Origin of the sequence: Mesorhizobium sp. M0659 (assembly GCF_040320605.1) — a bacterium.
Classification (GTDB): domain Bacteria; phylum Pseudomonadota; class Alphaproteobacteria; order Rhizobiales; family Rhizobiaceae; genus Mesorhizobium.
Genome location: NZ_JAMYPY010000011.1, coordinates 64699 through 81032, shown reverse-complemented (window position 1 = coordinate 81032; position 16334 = coordinate 64699). Strand labels below are relative to the sequence as shown.

Below are 16334 nucleotides of genomic sequence, written 5' to 3'. Positions count from 1 at the left end.
TCCTCGCTTAACGGCTGAACGGGATCAGGGCGCGCACGCTTGGGTCGCGCAGATAGAGACCGCCCCACAGGATGATGCCGAGATTGACGCTAAACAGCGTGTGCGAAAACAACGGGCTGCCGACGCGCATATTTGTGGCGATGGCGCCGCCGAGATAGCCGGTGAGCAGGATGGCGCCGAGCACCGAGGTGCGGGGCAGCGCATAGAGCGCGGTCGAGATCAGCCCGATAATGCCGAGCGTGCGCGCGACATTGACATCGGCCGGCCAGCCGAGCGACACCATGGTCTGGGTGACGACATCGAGCGGCGGCAGCTTGATGACGCCGTCGAAGATCATGAACAGGATGACGAGGCCGCTGAGCACGCGGCCGGTCCACAGGGCGCCCGACGAGACGGGCATGGTTTGAGAAATACTCACGGGTGTTCCCTCCTAATCGGTTCGAGCCGTTTGCTGGCTTCGGACCAAGGACGAGCGATGGGGCGGCGATCCTACAGGGTGCGGGTTCTTTTTGGGTAGCAGCAAGCAAAAGCCGCTGCGTGGCGATCCTTCACACCCCCCTCTGGCCTGCCGGCCATCTCCCCCGCAAGGGGGGAGATTACACGCTCGACCGCTTCGGCAATGTTCCATGAATGAGCGGAGCATCGAAACCGCCGATCTCCCTCGTTGCGGGGGAGATGCCCGGCAGGGCAGAGGGGGGTGCTGTCCCTCGACCTTGACGGACTATCGACATCCACCAGTCACGGCTATTGATAGGGCTGGGCGAGAGACGAGCGAATGGCCGGCGAGACTGATCTGAAAAAGCTGCTGGCGGCGATGACGCCGGAACTGCTTCCCGGCGTCCATGTCTTCGCCACCCTGGTCCCCGGTGCACCGGTTCCCGAGACGCTCAATCTGGTGATGCTGTTTCGCGAGAAGGAGGGCACGACGCTGATCTTGCCCGAAGACCAGGCCGCCGGGCTGCAGTCCGCCTTCCGCTGCCGCATGATCACCCTGAACGTCCACTCCTCGCTGGAAGCCGTCGGCTTCCTCGCCGCCATCACCGCCCGGCTGGCCGCCGCCGGCATGGGCGTCAATCCGGTCTCTGCTTTCTATCATGACCATCTGTTCGTGCCCGCTGAGCGGGCCGAGGAAGCGATGGAGTTATTGCGCCAACTGGCCAAGGATAACGCCGGCTGAATATCAAGCTCGACGCACGTAGAGAATATCCGGCAGGCCTTCTTCGTTGGTGGTGCCCGCGCCGAACGCCTCGGGGCGAAAGCCATGGCGCTCGTAGAAGCGACGCGCGCCGGTGTTGGCCTGGAAACAATGCAGTTTAACGATCCGTAGCGCGGCGGTCGCTTGCACCAGCAGCCGGCTGCCGATGCCTTGCCCCATCCAGGCGGGGTCGAGATAGAGCTGTTCCACCCAATCGCCGCTCAGGGCAATGAAGCCGACAATGCCGTGCCGGCCTCGGCGACCGTCACCTGCTGCCGGGACAGCACGATCTCGCGGATGAAGGCAAGATCCTCATCCGGCGTGTGGATGACCGGCATCCAGGAGAACGAGCCAAGTGCGGCCCGCATGACAATGGCGATGGTCGCGGCATCCAAAGCCGTGGCGGGGCGCAGCACGATTTTGGTGGGATCGTTCAAAGGCGTTTCTCAACAGAGGTCAGCGCTGCCCTCATCCCCCTGCCGGGACCTTCTCCCCGTGAACGGGGAGAAGGAAGGCTTCGGCCGAAGGCCGAGCCCGCGACTGCGGGCCGCCGGCTTTCCGGCGCCCCCGCGGAGGGCCCGCCGCGGCAGCGGCGATACGGCCCGTGAGCGAATAAACGGAATCGGCCGAAGGCCGAACCCCGTGAGCGAAAACAAACCAGCCGTCAGGCCGCCTTCTTCTTCGGCTGGATCAGGCCGCGCTCGACCAGAAGCTCGGCGATCTGCACCGCGTTGAGCGCCGCGCCCTTGCGCAGATTGTCGGAGACGATCCACATCGACAGGCCGTTGTCGATGGTCGAATCCTCGCGGATGCGCGAGATGAAGGTGGCGTCCTCGCCGGCCGATTCCAGCGGCGTGATGTAGCCGCCATCCTCGCGCTTGTCCAAGACCTGGCAGCCCGGCGCTTCGCGCAGGATATCGCGCGCCTCGTCGGCGGTGATCGGCTTTTCGAACTCGATGTTGACGGCTTCGGAATGGCCGATGAACACCGGCACGCGCACACAGGTCGCCGTCAGCTTGATCTTGGGGTCGAGCATCTTCTTGGTCTCCGCGACCATCTTCCACTCTTCCTTGGTAGAGCCGTCGTCGAGGAAGACGTCGATATGCGGAATGACGTTGAAGGCGATGCGCTTGGTGAACTTCTTGACCTCGACGCCATCGGCGACGAACACCGCGCGGGTCTGTGTAAAGAGTTCGTCCATGCCCTCCTTGCCGGCGCCGGATACCGATTGATAGGTGGCGACGACGACGCGCTTGATGGTGGCGACATCGTGCAGCGGCTTCAGCGCCACGACCAGCTGCGCCGTCGAGCAGTTCGGATTGGCGATGATGTTCTTGCGGGTGAACAGCGAGATCGCATCCGGGTTCACTTCCGGCACGATCAGCGGCACGTCCTGGTCGTAGCGGAAGGCCGACGAGTTATCGATGACGACGCAGCCCTGCTTGCCGATCTTCGGCGACCACTCCTTCGAGACGTTGCCGCCGGCCGACATGATGCAGATGTCGGTGTCGGAAAAATCATACTGGTCGAGCGTCTTGACCTTCAGCGAACGGTCGCCGAACGACACTTCGGTGCCCTGGCTGCGCCGCGAGGCCAGCGCCACGACTTCGCTTACCGGAAAGCCGCGCTCTTCCAGTATGTTGAGCATTTCGCGACCCACATTGCCCGTGGCGCCGACTACCGCAACCTTGAAACTCATCAGAAATCTCCTGTCCCTCTCCGCTTGGTTTTTGGAGAAAACCCGCCGGCCAATGCGGGTTTCGTCCCCCGGGCCGGACCCGGGAGAGGGTGGTTAGGCCAAGGGAATCACACCGTTTTGGTGGTGGTTTTGGCCATAGTTTTGCTGGAACGGTAAGACGCGCCAACGCGCCCGGCCCCATGATTGTGGCCGGGGAAGTCGAATGCAAGAAGAGCCATCAGAAGGCCGCGCATCGAAAATGATCCCGTTCGATGCCGGCTTTTACGCGGTTTGCGTCAGGAGTCAATTGCGGCCAGGCACACGCCTGCCCTGTACAATAGCGGCCGCAAGAAGTACGAACGCCCAAATAGTGTTTGGCTGGCGTGCGTCAGCCCCGGCATGTGCTCCATGATGAGCCCAGACCCTGAATTCCGAAAGAGTGAGATGTCCAATTTCGAAGCTATTGTTCCTGCGCTGGCAGAAGCGCTGGAAAAACGCGGCTATACCGAGCTGACGCCAGTGCAGAAGGCCGTGCTGGAGCTCGGCGAGTCCGACGCGTTGGTGTCGGCGCAGACCGGCTCAGGCAAGACCGTCGCCTTCGGCCTCGCTTTGGCGCCGACCCTTCTTGGAAGCGCCGAACGTTTTGACCAGGCTGGCGCACCGCTGGCGCTGGCCGTGGCGCCGACGCGCGAGCTCGCTCTGCAGGTGATGCGCGAATTGCAATGGCTCTACGCGCCGACCGGCGCCACCGTCGCGTCCTGCGTCGGCGGCATGGACATGCGCTCCGAACGGCGCGTGCTGGAGCGCGGCGCCCACATCGTCGTCGGCACGCCCGGCCGCCTGCGCGACCACATCACCCGCAACTCCCTCGACATGTCGGCGCTGAAAGCCGTGGTGCTGGACGAGGCCGACGAGATGCTCGACCTGGGCTTTCGCGAGGACCTCGAATTCATCCTCGATGCCGCACCGGCTCAGCGCCGCACGCTGATGTTTTCGGCCACCGTGCCGCGCTCGATCGCCACGCTGGCGCAAGGCTATCAGCGCGACGCCGTACGCATCTCGGCCGGCGGCGAGGAAAAGCAGCATCTCGATATCGAATACCGGGCGCTGAATGTCGCCTATCCCGACCGCGAGAACGCCATCATCAACGTGCTGCGGTTTTACGAGGCGAAGAACGCGCTGGTGTTCTGCAACACCCGCGCCGCCGTCAATCATCTGACGGCACGCTTCAACAACCGCAATTTTTCCGTCGTCGCACTGTCGGGCGAGCTCAGCCAGAACGAACGCACCCACGCGCTGCAGGCGATGCGCGACGGCCGCGCCAAGGTCTGCATTGCCACGGACGTCGCAGCGCGCGGCATCGACCTGCCCAATCTCGAACTGGTCATCCACGCCGATCTGCCGACCAATCCCGAAACGCTGCTGCACCGCAGCGGCCGAACCGGCCGAGCCGGACGCAAGGGCGTCAGCGCGCTGATCGTGCCCAACGGCGCCCGCAAGCGCACCGAACGGCTGCTGCAGAATGCAGGGCTGAAGGCGACATGGGCGAGCCCGCCCTCCGCCGACGACGTCATCAAGCGCGACGACGAGCGCATCCTTGCCGATCCAGCCTTCGAAGAGCCGATTGCCGAGGACGAGCGCGGCTTCATCGACGCGCTTCTGGCCAAGCATGGCGCCGAACAGGTGGCCGCCGCCTTCGTGCGCCAATGCCGCGCCAGCCGCTCGGCGCCCGAGGAGCTTACGGATGTCGCACCGTTCACGCCTTCGCGTGACAAACCGGCGGGCGAAAAATTCGAGCGCGATGAAGCGCCAAGCCGGCGCGACGACTTCGGCGACAGTGTCTGGTTCTCGCTGTCGATCGGGCGCAAGCAAAATGCCGAGCCGCGCTGGCTGATCCCGATGCTGTGCCGCACCGGCAACATCTCCAAGCGCGAGATCGGCTCCATCAAGATGCAGCAGGATGAGACCTACGTGCAGATCGCGGCCGACTGGGCCGATCGCTTCCTCGCCGCCATCGGCCCCGACAAGAAGCTGCAGGGCAACATCGTGGTGAAGCGCCTGGACGGCACGCCCGACCTGTCGCGGGCCGGCTACCAGGCGCCGAAGCCGGACAAGAAACCGCATCGCGGCAAGCGACCGTTCGAGGCGCCGCAAAGCGCACACAAGCCGAAATTCGAGAAGCGGGAACGGCCCGCCGGCGATGCAAAGCCTTGGGCCGGGAAACCGAAATTCGACAAGGCGGGACCGCCGAAGAACAAGAAGCCGAAGAAGCGGCCGGTTTGAGGCTCTTATCGGCCAATTACAAATGCAGGCGCTGCCCCTCATTGCCCTGCCGGGCATTTCTCCCCGTATAGTGACGGGAGAAAGGGCGGACCGCAGCCTTGGCGCTCTTCTTGCAGCGTTGGTGATTGGCGGAATCGTCGATAACAGCGACCCCTCTCCCCGTCACTATACGGGAGAGGATGCCGGCAGGCAGGTGAGGGGCAGCGCCAACGCACCGGAAAATAAAGCAACTCATGCCTGAACCGTTTGCCCTCCATTTCGTCCACCCCCTTGCAGTCCGCCGCAACTTTGAACAGTCTGTGCCTGCACGGGGGCGAGGCTAAATGCGCGGCGAAGTTCTTCACTATGACGAGGCCCAGGGTTTCGGCTTCATCACCGGGGCGGACGGCAACCGCTACACCTTCGCGCGCGAGGAACTGCGCCGTGATACCGTGATCGCGAACGGCGCTGTGGTCGAGTTTCTGCCGGCAAGCGGTCAGGCGCGCGACGTTTTTTCAATCCGCGCCCAGCCCGCCAGTCCCGCCACCGCTGCGCCAGCGGCAAGCGCCGCGCCGCCCAAGGCGGCTGCCGCTTCAGCCGCCCCACAGCATTTCGGCCGCCTGGCGGAAGACGGCGCGGTTCGCGATAGCGGACTGCCGGGTTATTTCTGGCGAGGCGTGACGCGCAACTACATCAACTTCGCCGAACGCGCCCGCCGCAAGGAATTCTGGGGCTACTGCCTGTTCTGGACCGTCAGCTTCATCCTGGTCGGAATTGCCGGCGCCCTCGCCGACCAGGCCGTCGGCAATTTCGATGCCGGCAACTGGCCGATTGTGATGATCGGCGTCTGGGGGCTGTTTTGGCTAGCGACGTTCCTGCCCTGGGTCGGGATCGTCGTGCGCCGCTTGCACGACATCGGCCTGACCGGCTGGCTGGCAATACCTTACTTCGCAATCACCTTCATGTTCGCTCCGGCTACGCTGATCCTCGCGCTGATACTCGGATTGATCCCGACCCAGGCCCACGAAAACCAGTGGGGGCCGGTGCCTAGAGGAGGCGGAGCCTAGACCCGCACCAAGAAATGAGCAGCCGGCTGTTTGCGGACAGCCGTGCTATAACAATGGCTTAGGTCGCAGCCGGGAAGGCAGCTGCTGTTTTGACCGAACGAACGAAATATTTCTCTTGCCATTTAGTCTGTGCACAGATAATCTGTGCAATCATCAAATCGACGATCGAAAACGGATGATGGAGCCAAGACAAATGTGGACCAACGAGTACACCGCAATTTCCCCCCTTTCGGCGCAGGCCATCTGGAACGCGCTCAAGGCGCTGCACGAAGGCCGCCTCACCTACGAAGGGTCCGATACCTTCGTGCTGCACGGCCCGTTCGCCAAGGGCACCCGCGTCTCTGTAACGCCCGTCGGGCAGGACACCTTCGAATCGACGATCGTCGACCTCGTCGACGCTGTAACCTATGCCGACGAGACCTCGTTCGGCGACACGAAACTGCTGTTCAGGCATACGCTGACGCCGGTCGAGGGTGGCACTCAAGTGACTCATCGCCTCGAGATTTCCGGCCCATCGGCCGCCGAGGTCGGACCAGAGCTCGGGCCGCAGATCAGCGGCGATTTCGACACTTCGATGGCCAAACTGTTCGAGCAGGCAATGGTGTTGGCGAACGGTGGCTGATCAAGGGGATCTGAACACGCGCTTCAGCGGACCATCCGAGAGCCCCGGCTTGCTGCTCTGGCGAACCACCATGCGCTGGCAGCGCGTCATGACGGCGGCGCTGGCCCCGCTTGACCTTACCCATGTCCAGTTCGTGCTGCTGGCTTCGGCGATGTGGCTCGGCCGCTATGGCGAGCCGCCCAACCAGGTCCAACTCGCCGCCCAGGCCGGCACCGAGGTGAAGATGACGTCGGACGTCGTCGCCCGGCTTGAGGCAAAGGGACTGATTGTGCGGGACACCGACCCGCGGGATTCCCGCGCCAAGGTGATCCGCGTCTCCACGACGGGGACGGCCGCAGTCCAGCGCGCTATCGTCGCCGTCGAAGCCGCCGACGCTGCTTTTTTCTCAACCGTGGATGAGGCGCAACTCGTCGGCCTGCTGAAACGGCTGGCCGGCGAGATCCGCTGAGTCGGCCGCTAAGCCAGGAACTTGGCGATGATGGCATCGCCCATTGCGACAGTGCCGACTTCGGTCATGCCCTCGGACAAAATATCCTTCGTCCGCAGCCCGTCGTCGAGCACGGCGGCTATGGCGCCTTCGAGCTTGTCGGCCTCATCGACCATGCCGAAGGAGTAGCGCAGGCACATGGCAAACGACGCGATCATGGCGATCGGGTTGGCGATGCCCTGTCCCGCAATGTCGGGCGCCGAGCCATGCACCGGCTCGTACAGCGCCTTGCGCTTCCTGGTCTTCACATCGGGCGCGCCGAGCGAGGCCGACGGCAGCATGCCGATCGATCCGGTCAGCATGGCGGCGATGTCGGACAGCATGTCGCCGAACAGATTGTCGGTGACGATGACGTCGAACTGCTTTGGCCAGCGCACCAGCTGCATGCCGCCGGCATCGGCCAGCATGTGGTCGAGCTTGACGTCGGCATATCTGGCTGCGTGGGTCTGGGTGACGACCTCGTTCCACAGCACCCCGGATTTCATCACGTTGCGCTTTTCCATCGATGTCACGTGGTTCTTGCGCGTGCGCGCCAGCTCAAAAGCGACGCCGGAAATGCGCTCGATCTCGAACGTGTCGTAGACCTGCGTGTCGATGCCGCGCTTCTGGCCGTTGCCGAGATCGATGATCTGCTTCGGCTCGCCGAAATAGACTCCGCCGGTAAGCTCGCGCACGATCAATATGTCGAGGCCCTCGACGACTTCCTGCTTCAGCGAGGACGACGCGGCCAGCGCCGGATAGCAGATGGCGGGCCGGAGATTGGCGAACAGCTCCATATCCTTGCGCAGCCGTAGCAACCCGGCCTCGGGACGCACCTCGTAAGGCACCTTGTCCCATTTCGGCCCGCCGACGGCGCCGAACAGCACGGCGTCCGCAGCCATCGCCTTTGCCATGTCGCCATCCGAAATCGCCGCGCCATGCGCGTCGTAGGCACAGCCGCCGACCAAGCCTTCATCAGTGGCAAAACCGCTGCCGAGCTTTGCGTTCATGGCCGCGATCAGCTTCTTCACCTCGGCCATCGCCTCGGGGCCGATGCCGTCGCCGGCGAGCAGGAGAAGATTTTTCGAAGCCATGGAGAACCGTCCGATGCTGTTTGGAGAAACCGCGGCCTTGCTAAACGCCAAGAGCTTGCGGCGCAAGGGGATGAAGAACGCTACGACGGCGCCCGCCTCTCAAGACCTGGGTTCCTCGCCGTGGCCAGAGGCGGGGGAGAGGAACAAATCACTTGTGCGACAAAATATTCACCAACCGGCCGAACGGATCGCGCACATAAAACCGCCGTACGCCCCACGGCTCGTCGGCCGGACCGTATTCGACGGCAAAGCCGGCGGCCCTCATGCCTTGCAGCGCCGCATCGACATCGTCGACCTCGATGGAGAGGTCCGGCACCGGCGTGCCGGAGCCGCCCTGGGCCATGAAGCTGATCTGCACCTGCATCCGTTCGTCGGACCCGTAGGTGACGATCCAGCCCTGATCCATCAGCACATCGAGGCCAAGCACGTCCTGATAGAAGCGTTTCGCCGCCGCCGCGTCCTGCGTCCCGATATTGGCTACGATGCGCCGGACCGTCATGGCTTTGGCCTCCTCAAGCCGTGCGCCGCAGCGCCGTGACTTCGATCTCGATCTTCATTTCCGGCTTGTTGAGCTGGCACACGATCATCGTCGCCGCCGGCCTGATCTCGCCGAAAGCCTCGCCGAGGATGGGGAAGACGACGTCCACGATGGCCCGGTCTGTGATGTAGTAATGCGCCCGCACCACATCGGCCATGTCGAAGCCGCCATCCCTCAGCGCCTCCGCGATGGTCGCCAGGCAATTGCGCGTCTGCGCCTCCACCGTTTCCGGCATGGTCATCGTCGCATAGTCGTAGCCGGTCGTTCCCGACACGAAGCACCAGTCGCCCTGCACCACCGCGCGCGAATAGCCGGCGGTTTTTTCGAAGGGCGAACCGGTGGAGATGAGTGTGCGCATGGAGCCTCGCTGTGGTTTCGGACGCTTTGCAGGAAAGGGCCGGCCAGGCCATGGGCCAAGTCAGGTGCAAATCTTGGCCGTCGGCGGGACAGCACCCCCCTCTGGCCTGCCGGCCATCTCCCGCTCAAGGGGGGAGATTAGCAGTTCGGACGCCTTTCTCGCTTTCCACATTTGCGATTGGCGAAAGCCAGAGTGACGTCTGATCTCCCCCCTTGAGCGGGAGATGCCCGGCAGGGCAGAGGGGGTGTGACGGATCGCGACGGAACAAGCATGAACACCGAGTGTTCGCCGCGCTGCCGCAATCCCTAGTTCCCCGACTCCTGCGCCTTGTCCATTGCTTCCTTCACATCCGCCGGCCAGTCCGCCACCGGCGGCCAGGCCTGCGGCTCGCCATTGTCGCCGCGGCGGGCGAAGTAGAGCGTGTGCTTGGCCGGGTCGACCGCCATGAAACCGTCATTGCTGCCGCATGCGTGCGGCACGCAGCCGGTGGCGTAGAAGGGGCCCGACGCCATCTTTTCGGTGCCGCCGCCGACCAGCAGGCTGGTTGCCATGTCGGGCATGGTGTCGCCGAGCAGCGTCTGCGCCGCGTTGTAGACGGCCTCATTGTGGAAGGCGTCGATGATGTTCTGGTATTTGGCCGGATCGACGTCCTTCCAGTCCGTACCCGGCTCCGGCGCGTAGGTCAGGTCGCCCGAGATCGTCAGCCCGTCGCTGGGTGACCATTGCAGCGCTTGCTTCGTACCGCCCGGCAACAGATACGGCACGAAATAGATGGCGTTGTCGGCCACCGCCGCCGGCGGCGCGCCGCATTCGTCCTGTTCGACCTTGAGGCTTTGTATCTCGCCGCCTTCCGGCTTCCAGACGATGACCTTGGCCGGGCCGCACTGGTTGCCGCCGTCGCCGACATCGACCAGCGCCACGTTGACGCCGCCGACCTTGACTGTTCTGTCGAAGAACACGTCGTAATTGCTGGCCAGCTGCTTGCCGTCATAGGCCAGCACCTTTTCGCCATCCTGCTCCGGCTGGGTGATGGTCAGCTGCCCGCCCTCGAACGGGACCGGCCCCTGGCTGTCATCGTCCGCCAGGGCCGCATCGCTCGAGGCGCCCGGATCGGCGGCGGACGGATCTTCTGCCGGCACGAGGACCGTGTCGGTCTGTGCTTGCGCGCCGGCCACCGGCATCAGCATCCACGCCAGCGCGCAGGCGCCTGCAAGAAGAAAACGTGTCATGACTGTCCCCTCCGTTCAGCCGCCACGAACCCGGCTTTGTGGCGGCCGGGCCATCTCGTACCACTCAGGCCCAAGGACGCTCGGCAGCGTTCTTCTTCTCGAACGAGGCGATGGCGCCGGCCTTCTCCATGGTCAGGCCGATATCGTCGAGACCGTTCAGCAGGCAGTGGCGCTTGAAGTCGTCGAGGTCGAAGGTGACCACGCCGCCGTCGGGGCCGCGGATTTCCTTGGCCTCGAGGTCGACCGAAACCGTCGCATTGGAGCCGCGCGAGGCGTCGTCCATCAGCTTCTCCAGATCTTCCGGACTGACGGTGATCGGCAGGATGCCGTTCTTGAAGCAGTTGTTGTAGAAAATGTCGGCGAACGACGTCGAGATGACACAGCGAATGCCGAAATCGAGCAGCGCCCACGGCGCGTGTTCGCGGCTCGAACCGCAGCCGAAATTGTCGCCGGCGACCAGGATCTGCGCCTTGCGGTAGGCTGGCTTGTTGAGCACGAAGTCGGGGTTTTCCGAGCCATCGTCCTTGTAGCGCATTTCGGCGAACAGGCCGCTGCCGAGCCCGGTGCGCTTGATCGTCTTGAGATAATCCTTGGGGATGATCATGTCGGTGTCGACATTGACGATCGGCATCGGTGCGGCGACGCCGGTGAGCTTGGTGAATTTTTCCATGGCTTTTGCCCGTTCTTGATCGATAATTCGTTGCGTCAGGGTTTGCTGGCGCCCGGTTTACACAAAGCCGCCGGCAAATAAAAGGCAACTGTTGGTGCGCGGCCCCGATCGAAAGATCGGCGCGGCACTGTCTTTAAAACCAGCTGCCGTTGGTGCACCTTACGCCCATGACCGCACAATCGAAGATTATCTATGCCAGGGAGCCTGAGCTCGACGTCGCCGAGTTCCGCCGCGTGCTGGTCGAATCCACGCTCGGCGAAACACGCCCCGTCGATGACGACGCCCGGCTGCAAGCGATGCTTTCAGGCGCGAACCTGGTGCTCACGGCGCGGCTCGACATTGAAGGCAGGCCGCTGATCGGCGTTATCAGGGCCATCACCGATTTTTCCTGGGTGTGCTACGTCTCAGAGCTCGCCGTGTCGCAATCGGCGCAAGGCGTCGGCATCGGCAAGGGCCTGATGGACTAGGCCCGCCGGCAGCTTGGGCCTTCGGTCGCCATCAGCCTGATCTCGATGCCCGACGCCGTCGGCTTCTACGAGCGTATCGGCATGAAGCGCATGCCCGACGCGTTCTGGTTCTCACGCAAGGGCTGACGTGGCGTCAGAAGCAATCGCCGATAGGGACCGGGCGGCGGGCAAGGTTCTCGGGCAATGCGGAACGGTGTTCAGGACCCCGCGGAACAACGCCTGCCGCCGCCGCCCTTGACCCGCGCTTCATCCGGTCCAAATCCGCAGCATGGGAAATCGCCGATCTCTGATAGGCACCGCCGGATGGGGAATTCCGTCTCGATACAAGGCTGACTTTCCGCAGCCCGGGTCGCATCTCGAACGTTACGCAAAATGCTTTCCGGTCGTGGAAATCGACACCTCCTTCTACAAACCGCACCGCCGCGAGACCTATGAGCGCTGGGCGCACGCCGTGCCGGAGCACTTCCGCTTCGCGGTCAAGGCACCGAAGAGCATGACCCATGAGCATCGCCTCGCCGATTGCGAGGGGCTGACGGAGGACTTTCTCGGGCAGGTCGAAGGTCTCGGCGAAAAGCTGAGCGTGCTTCTGGTGCAGCTGCCGCCAAGCCTGCCCTTCGAGCCGGAGGTCGCCGGCGGTTTCTTCGACATGTTGGGCAAGCGTATCCGGGCAAGGCTGGCATGCGAGCCGCGCCATCCCACCTGGTTCAGTGCCGAGGCGGACGCACTCCTTGTTGACAACCGGATCACGCGCGTGGCCGTTGACCCGGCCCCGATCCCTGAGGCGGCGATGCCGGGTGGCTGGCCCGGCCTTGCCTATTTCCGCTGGCACGGCGCGCCGCGCGTCTACTATTCGGACCACGATGCCGAAGCGCTCGACCGGTTTGCGCGGCAGGTGGAAGCAGCGGCCGCTTCCGGTGCCGAGGTCTGGGGCATTTTCGACAACACGGCCGCCGGGCATGCACTGGGCAACGCGATGGCTGTCAGTGCGATGGTTGCTTAGACGCTCGCGGGACAGCACCCCCCTCTGGCCTGCCGGCCATCTCCCCCGCAAGGGGGGAGATCAGATGCCGCGACCGTTTTCGCCAATCTCCGACGTTGCAAGAATGGCGCCTTCGCCGAAGCTGCCATCTCCCCCCTTGCGGGGGAGATGCCCGGCAGGGCAGAGGGGGGTGGGCGGGAACTCGACAGAGCGATCCTATTCCGCCCGCCTCAAATCACGTTCAATTCCCGAAACGCCCGACCTTCGGCCACCCGTTCGTACCCAAACGCCGAGCAATCCACCGTCCGATACCCGCCATGCACCAACAACTCCGCCAGCGCCTTGCCGACGGCCGGCGCCTGCTGCAGGCCGTGGCCGGAAAAACCGTTGGCGAAGATGAAATTCTCGACCTCGGGATGCGGTCCGATGACCGCGTTCTGGTCGAGCGTGTTGTAGTCGTAATGGCCGGCCCAGGCGCGGGTCGGCTTGATTGCTTCGAAAGCCGGAATGCGGGTTGCCAGCACCGGCCAGGTCACCTCTTCGAACAGCGGCCAGTCGACGCCGAAATCCCGGGGGTCGGCGGGGCCATCGCCCTCCTCCGGCTCGGCGCCGCCGGTGAGATAGACCGAGCCTTCCGGCCGGACATAGATGCCGGATGGGTCGACCAGCAGCGGCATGTCGGCGTATTTTTCCCGCGCCTCGAAGACGAAAACGTTGCGCTTGCGCGGCTCGACGGGCAGCACGAGTCCCGCCATGCCGGCCACCCTGCCGGCATTCGGCCCGGCGGCATTGACGACGATGCCGGCTTGCAGTCTTTCGCCATTGTCGAGGTCCACGCCGGTGACGCGGTTGCCCTGCCTCTCGATGCCGGTGACGTCGGCGGCGATGAAATCGATTTGTCTGTCGCGCAGCGCCTTGCGGAACAGCGTCAGCATGGCATGCGCGTCGAACCAGCCCTCGCCGGTGCGGCCGAAGGCGCCGGCGCTGATGCCTTCCGTCGACAGCCAGGAAAAACGCTTTGCCAGCTGGTCGGCATCCTCGAGCAGAATGTCGGCGCCCTCTGCGACCTGCGCTTCGTGATTGGCTTTCAGGATCGGCAGCCCGGCCTCGCCGGCCAGGATCAGATAGCCGCCCTCGCGAAAGCCGATATCGGCATCGGCGCCGAAGGTCTCCTTCAGCCGCCGGAACAGGTTTAGCGTGAACTGCGACAGCCGGATGTTTTCCGGGATCGAGAATTGCTGACGGATCGAGGCCATGGACAGCGTCGTTGCCGCATGGGCGAATTGCGGATCGCGTTCGATCAGCGCAATCGAGCCGGTAAAGCCTTCCTCGCGCAGATAATAGGCGACAGAGGAGCCGACGATGGCCCCGCCGATGATGACAATGTCGTAGCGCACGTTTTCTCCGATCCGGCCGCCGGTATGCTTCACGCCGCCGGCACAATGATCTCGAAGCGCGTGCCGCGTCCGGAGTCAACCAGCGCGATCGTGCCATCATGCGCTTTCAGGAGGGCCAGCACGATGCCGAGGCCCATGCCGGTGCCGCCGGACTCACGGCGCGTGGTGAAGAACGGCTCGAAAATGCGGGCCCTGTTGCTCGGCGAAATACCGGCGCCGTCATCGCTGACCGCAACGGTCGCCTTACCGTCGGCGGTGGCCGCAGAGAGAAGAACCTGGGTGGCTCCGTGCCTGGCCGAATTGTCGATCAGATTGGCAAGCACGATCGCCGCATTCTCGGCTGATATCCGCAGGCCGATTTCGCCACCCGCCTCAATGTTGACCGCCAGCCGGCCATCGACCGGAAGCAGCGCCAGCGCTGCATCGAGCGATGTGCTTTCGCCGCTCGGCGCCAGATTTTCGGCGCGCGCCAGGTCGAGCAGGCGACGCACCAGCAGATTGAGCCGGCCGGCGTCATTGACGATGTTGCCGGAGAACCGCTTGCGCTCGGCGGCATCCATCGCCTCGCCGGAATCGCGCAGCAGCTCGGCCGCGCCCTGGATCGCCGTCAGCGGCGATTTGAGCTCGTGCGAGACATGGGTGGCAAAAGTCTGGATGCTGTCGGAGCGCGCTTGCAGCTTTTCGGCCATGTCGAGAAAGGCGGCGGACAGCTCCGCCATTTCGCGCGTGCCGTGATGGTCGAGCGGCCGGATCGCGTCGCGGTCGCCGGCGGCGATGCGCCTGGTGCGCTCCATCAGCGCGTAGATCGGCCGGCTGACGGTGCGCAGGAAGACCAGCGCGATCAGCAGCGTGCCGAACAGCACGGCAATGGCCGCCAGCGTCACCTTGCCGCGTTCGCCATAGAGATGCTTGACGATGTTGTTCGGCGTTCGAGACAGATAGATCACGCCGGCGACATGGCCGTCGACCGCGATTGGCATGGCGACGAAGACGCGAACCTTAGTGCCGCGGCTGACCGAATAGAGCGGCGGCGGCGGCTGGTCGGGAATTCGTTGCCTGAGGGCGCTGGCATAGTGGCCGGCAAGGGCGGTGCGCACCTCCTCGACATGGGCGAGCGACAGTCCGACCTCGTCGCGCCCGGCAATGACGACGCCATGTGGGTCGAGCAGCCGGAAGCCGGCCAGCGTGGTCTTTTGCGTCGTGTCGAGGATGCCGGACAACCGCGCCCCGATCGCTGCAAAGGCCGGATCGGTGGCGGCAGCGACGCCGGCGGGCCGGGTCGGCAGCAAATAGTCCGAGGCGAGATCGAGTGTCGGCTCGATCGGCTGGTAAGGCGTGTCGTCGCCGCGGCTGGCATCGCCGCTGTCAGCCTGCATCGGCACCCCAAGCTTCTCCGGGGCAATGCCGGCGTCACTGATATTCTGTGCATAGATGGCGGCGATGACGGCGCCTTGCGCGATCAACTCGCCCTCAGTCTGGCGGATCAGCTGGTTTTCATAAAGCCGGAAGAAGAACAGGCCGACCAGCGGCAGCGCCAGCACCATGATGAGGATGGCGAGAACCACCGTGGCTAGCCTTGGCCGCCATTTGGTGCCGATCCATTTGGCGTCGCTCAGGCGCCGCATCGGCCGAGCCGGAAACCGACACCATGCACGGTTTCAATGGCGTCGAGACAGCCCGCCGCCGCCAGCTTGGCGCGGATGTTGCGGATGTGGCTATCGACGGTACGGTCGGCGACGTGGATGTTGGCGGCATAGGCGCTGGCGACCACCAGGTCGCGGCCCAGCACATGCGCCGGCCGCGCCAGAAATCCCCTGAGGATCGAGAATTCGATCGCCGTCAGCGCCAGCGCCTTGCCGTCGAAACTGGCGCCGTGGCTGGCCGGCGCCAGGCTGAGCTTGCCATGCGCGAAGTTCTTGTCGTCGGCGGGGTCGGGCGCCACCGGGCGGGCGCGGCGCAGGATGACGTTGACGCGCGCCACCAGTTCGCGCGGGCTGAACGGTTTCGTCACGTAGTCGTCGCCGCCCATTTCGAGCCCGAGGATGCGGTCGATTTCCTCGTCGCGCGCGGACAGGAACAGAACCGGCACGTCGGAGCGCTGCCTCAGCCGCCGGCAGACTTCCAGCCCGTCCATCTCCGGCATGCCGATGTCGAGCACGACGAGATCGGGCACGCGGCGCTCGATCGCCTGCAGGGCCGCGGCGCCGTCGGACACGGCCTGCGTCTTCATCCCGGCCTTTTCCAGCGCAAAGCAGATGATCTCGCGTATGTGCGGATCGTCGTCGGCGACCAGGATCTGATGCGGCATGGAT

19 protein-coding genes are annotated in these 16334 nt (G+C 64.4%); 7 read left to right on the top strand and 12 right to left on the bottom strand.

All coding sequences use genetic code 11. From position 1 onward, the window contains the following. Positions 1 to 7 precede the first annotated feature (7 nt). Positions 8 to 418: a DoxX family protein gene (locus NKI31_RS18815; RefSeq protein ID WP_352652305.1), complete on the bottom strand. Its 411-nt coding sequence runs from the start codon at positions 416 to 418 to the stop codon at positions 8 to 10. A gap of 357 nt (positions 419 to 775) precedes the next feature. Here NKI31_RS18815 and NKI31_RS18810 point away from each other — a divergent pair, with 357 nt between their 5' ends. Further along, a complete protein-coding gene (locus tag NKI31_RS18810; protein ID WP_352652304.1) occupies positions 776 to 1177 on the top strand; it encodes an ACT domain-containing protein in 402 nt (133 codons plus the stop codon). Positions 1178 to 1180: 3 nt separating this feature from the next. Here NKI31_RS18810 and NKI31_RS18805 read toward each other — a convergent pair whose 3' ends face one another. The 3 genes from NKI31_RS18805 to NKI31_RS18795 all read right to left on the bottom strand — a co-directional run bounded on the left by NKI31_RS18805 (position 1181) and on the right by NKI31_RS18795 (position 2894). Further along, on the bottom strand, positions 1181 to 1405 hold the full coding sequence (locus NKI31_RS18805) for a GNAT family N-acetyltransferase (RefSeq protein ID WP_352652303.1): 225 nt from the start codon (positions 1403 to 1405) through the stop codon (positions 1181 to 1183). 11 nt (positions 1406 to 1416) lie between these two features. Continuing rightward, positions 1417 to 1632, bottom strand: coding sequence for a GNAT family N-acetyltransferase (locus NKI31_RS18800; protein ID WP_023706770.1), 216 nt, complete (start codon positions 1630 to 1632; stop codon positions 1417 to 1419). Positions 1633 to 1859: 227 nt separating this feature from the next. Next, positions 1860 to 2894: an aspartate-semialdehyde dehydrogenase gene (locus NKI31_RS18795; protein WP_023671698.1), complete on the bottom strand. Its 1035-nt coding sequence runs from the start codon at positions 2892 to 2894 to the stop codon at positions 1860 to 1862. Positions 2895 to 3317: 423 nt separating this feature from the next. Between NKI31_RS18795 and NKI31_RS18790 the strand changes: the two genes are divergently transcribed. The 4 genes from NKI31_RS18790 to NKI31_RS18775 all read left to right on the top strand — a co-directional run bounded on the left by NKI31_RS18790 (position 3318) and on the right by NKI31_RS18775 (position 7272). Then, the gene (locus NKI31_RS18790; protein WP_352497740.1) at positions 3318 to 5156 is read left to right on the top strand and encodes a DEAD/DEAH box helicase; all 1839 of its coding nucleotides are present in this window, start codon (positions 3318 to 3320) and stop codon (positions 5154 to 5156) included. Positions 5157 to 5479: 323 nt separating this feature from the next. After that, complete coding sequence (locus tag NKI31_RS18785; RefSeq protein WP_352652302.1) at positions 5480 to 6202, top strand: DUF805 domain-containing protein; 723 nt, start codon at positions 5480 to 5482, stop codon at positions 6200 to 6202. A 193-nt stretch (positions 6203 to 6395) separates the two neighbouring features. Next, on the top strand, positions 6396 to 6824 hold the full coding sequence (locus NKI31_RS18780) for an SRPBCC family protein (protein ID WP_023708789.1): 429 nt from the start codon (positions 6396 to 6398) through the stop codon (positions 6822 to 6824). 70 nt (positions 6825 to 6894) lie between these two features. Further along, on the top strand, positions 6895 to 7272 hold the full coding sequence (locus NKI31_RS18775) for a MarR family winged helix-turn-helix transcriptional regulator (RefSeq protein ID WP_023683823.1): 378 nt from the start codon (positions 6895 to 6897) through the stop codon (positions 7270 to 7272). Positions 7273 to 7280: 8 nt separating this feature from the next. Here the strand turns inward: NKI31_RS18775 and leuB are convergent, their stop codons facing one another. From leuB to leuD, 5 genes are all read right to left on the bottom strand, one after another. Further along, the gene (gene leuB, locus NKI31_RS18770) at positions 7281 to 8384 is read right to left on the bottom strand and encodes a 3-isopropylmalate dehydrogenase (RefSeq protein ID WP_023740122.1); all 1104 of its coding nucleotides are present in this window, start codon (positions 8382 to 8384) and stop codon (positions 7281 to 7283) included. A 148-nt stretch (positions 8385 to 8532) separates the two neighbouring features. Continuing rightward, on the bottom strand, positions 8533 to 8883 hold the full coding sequence (locus NKI31_RS18765; protein WP_023740123.1) for a VOC family protein: 351 nt from the start codon (positions 8881 to 8883) through the stop codon (positions 8533 to 8535). A gap of 13 nt (positions 8884 to 8896) precedes the next feature. Next, a complete protein-coding gene (locus tag NKI31_RS18760) occupies positions 8897 to 9280 on the bottom strand; it encodes a RidA family protein (protein WP_023683820.1) in 384 nt (127 codons plus the stop codon). A 305-nt stretch (positions 9281 to 9585) separates the two neighbouring features. After that, positions 9586 to 10509, bottom strand: a complete 924-nt coding sequence (locus NKI31_RS18755; RefSeq protein WP_352652301.1) for an Ivy family c-type lysozyme inhibitor — start codon at positions 10507 to 10509, stop codon at positions 9586 to 9588. 64 nt (positions 10510 to 10573) lie between these two features. Beyond that, a complete protein-coding gene (gene leuD / locus NKI31_RS18750) occupies positions 10574 to 11179 on the bottom strand; it encodes a 3-isopropylmalate dehydratase small subunit (RefSeq protein ID WP_023694556.1) in 606 nt (201 codons plus the stop codon). Between the two features lie 167 nt (positions 11180 to 11346). On the opposite strand from leuD, the gene NKI31_RS18745 reads away from it, so the two are divergent. Together NKI31_RS18745 and NKI31_RS18740 are read left to right on the top strand one after the other, a co-directional pair. After that, the gene (locus NKI31_RS18745) at positions 11347 to 11646 is read left to right on the top strand and encodes a GNAT family N-acetyltransferase (protein WP_352652300.1); all 300 of its coding nucleotides are present in this window, start codon (positions 11347 to 11349) and stop codon (positions 11644 to 11646) included. A gap of 268 nt (positions 11647 to 11914) precedes the next feature. After that, on the top strand, positions 11915 to 12646 hold the full coding sequence (locus tag NKI31_RS18740) for a DUF72 domain-containing protein (protein WP_352652299.1): 732 nt from the start codon (positions 11915 to 11917) through the stop codon (positions 12644 to 12646). A 209-nt stretch (positions 12647 to 12855) separates the two neighbouring features. Here NKI31_RS18740 and NKI31_RS18735 read toward each other — a convergent pair whose 3' ends face one another. From NKI31_RS18735 to NKI31_RS18725, 3 genes are read right to left on the bottom strand one after another with little or no spacing between them, the layout of a single operon-like run. Further along, positions 12856 to 14022: an NAD(P)/FAD-dependent oxidoreductase gene (locus NKI31_RS18735; protein ID WP_352652298.1), complete on the bottom strand. Its 1167-nt coding sequence runs from the start codon at positions 14020 to 14022 to the stop codon at positions 12856 to 12858. 29 nt (positions 14023 to 14051) lie between these two features. After that, positions 14052 to 15647 (bottom strand): sensor histidine kinase, encoded by a 1596-nt coding sequence (locus NKI31_RS18730; RefSeq protein ID WP_352652297.1) that lies wholly within the window; start codon positions 15645 to 15647, stop codon positions 14052 to 14054. Then, on the bottom strand, positions 15635 to 16330 hold the full coding sequence (locus NKI31_RS18725; RefSeq protein ID WP_023736741.1) for a response regulator transcription factor: 696 nt from the start codon (positions 16328 to 16330) through the stop codon (positions 15635 to 15637). Before NKI31_RS18725 ends, NKI31_RS18730 begins: the two co-directional genes overlap by 13 nt. Positions 16331 to 16334 lie beyond the last annotated feature (4 nt).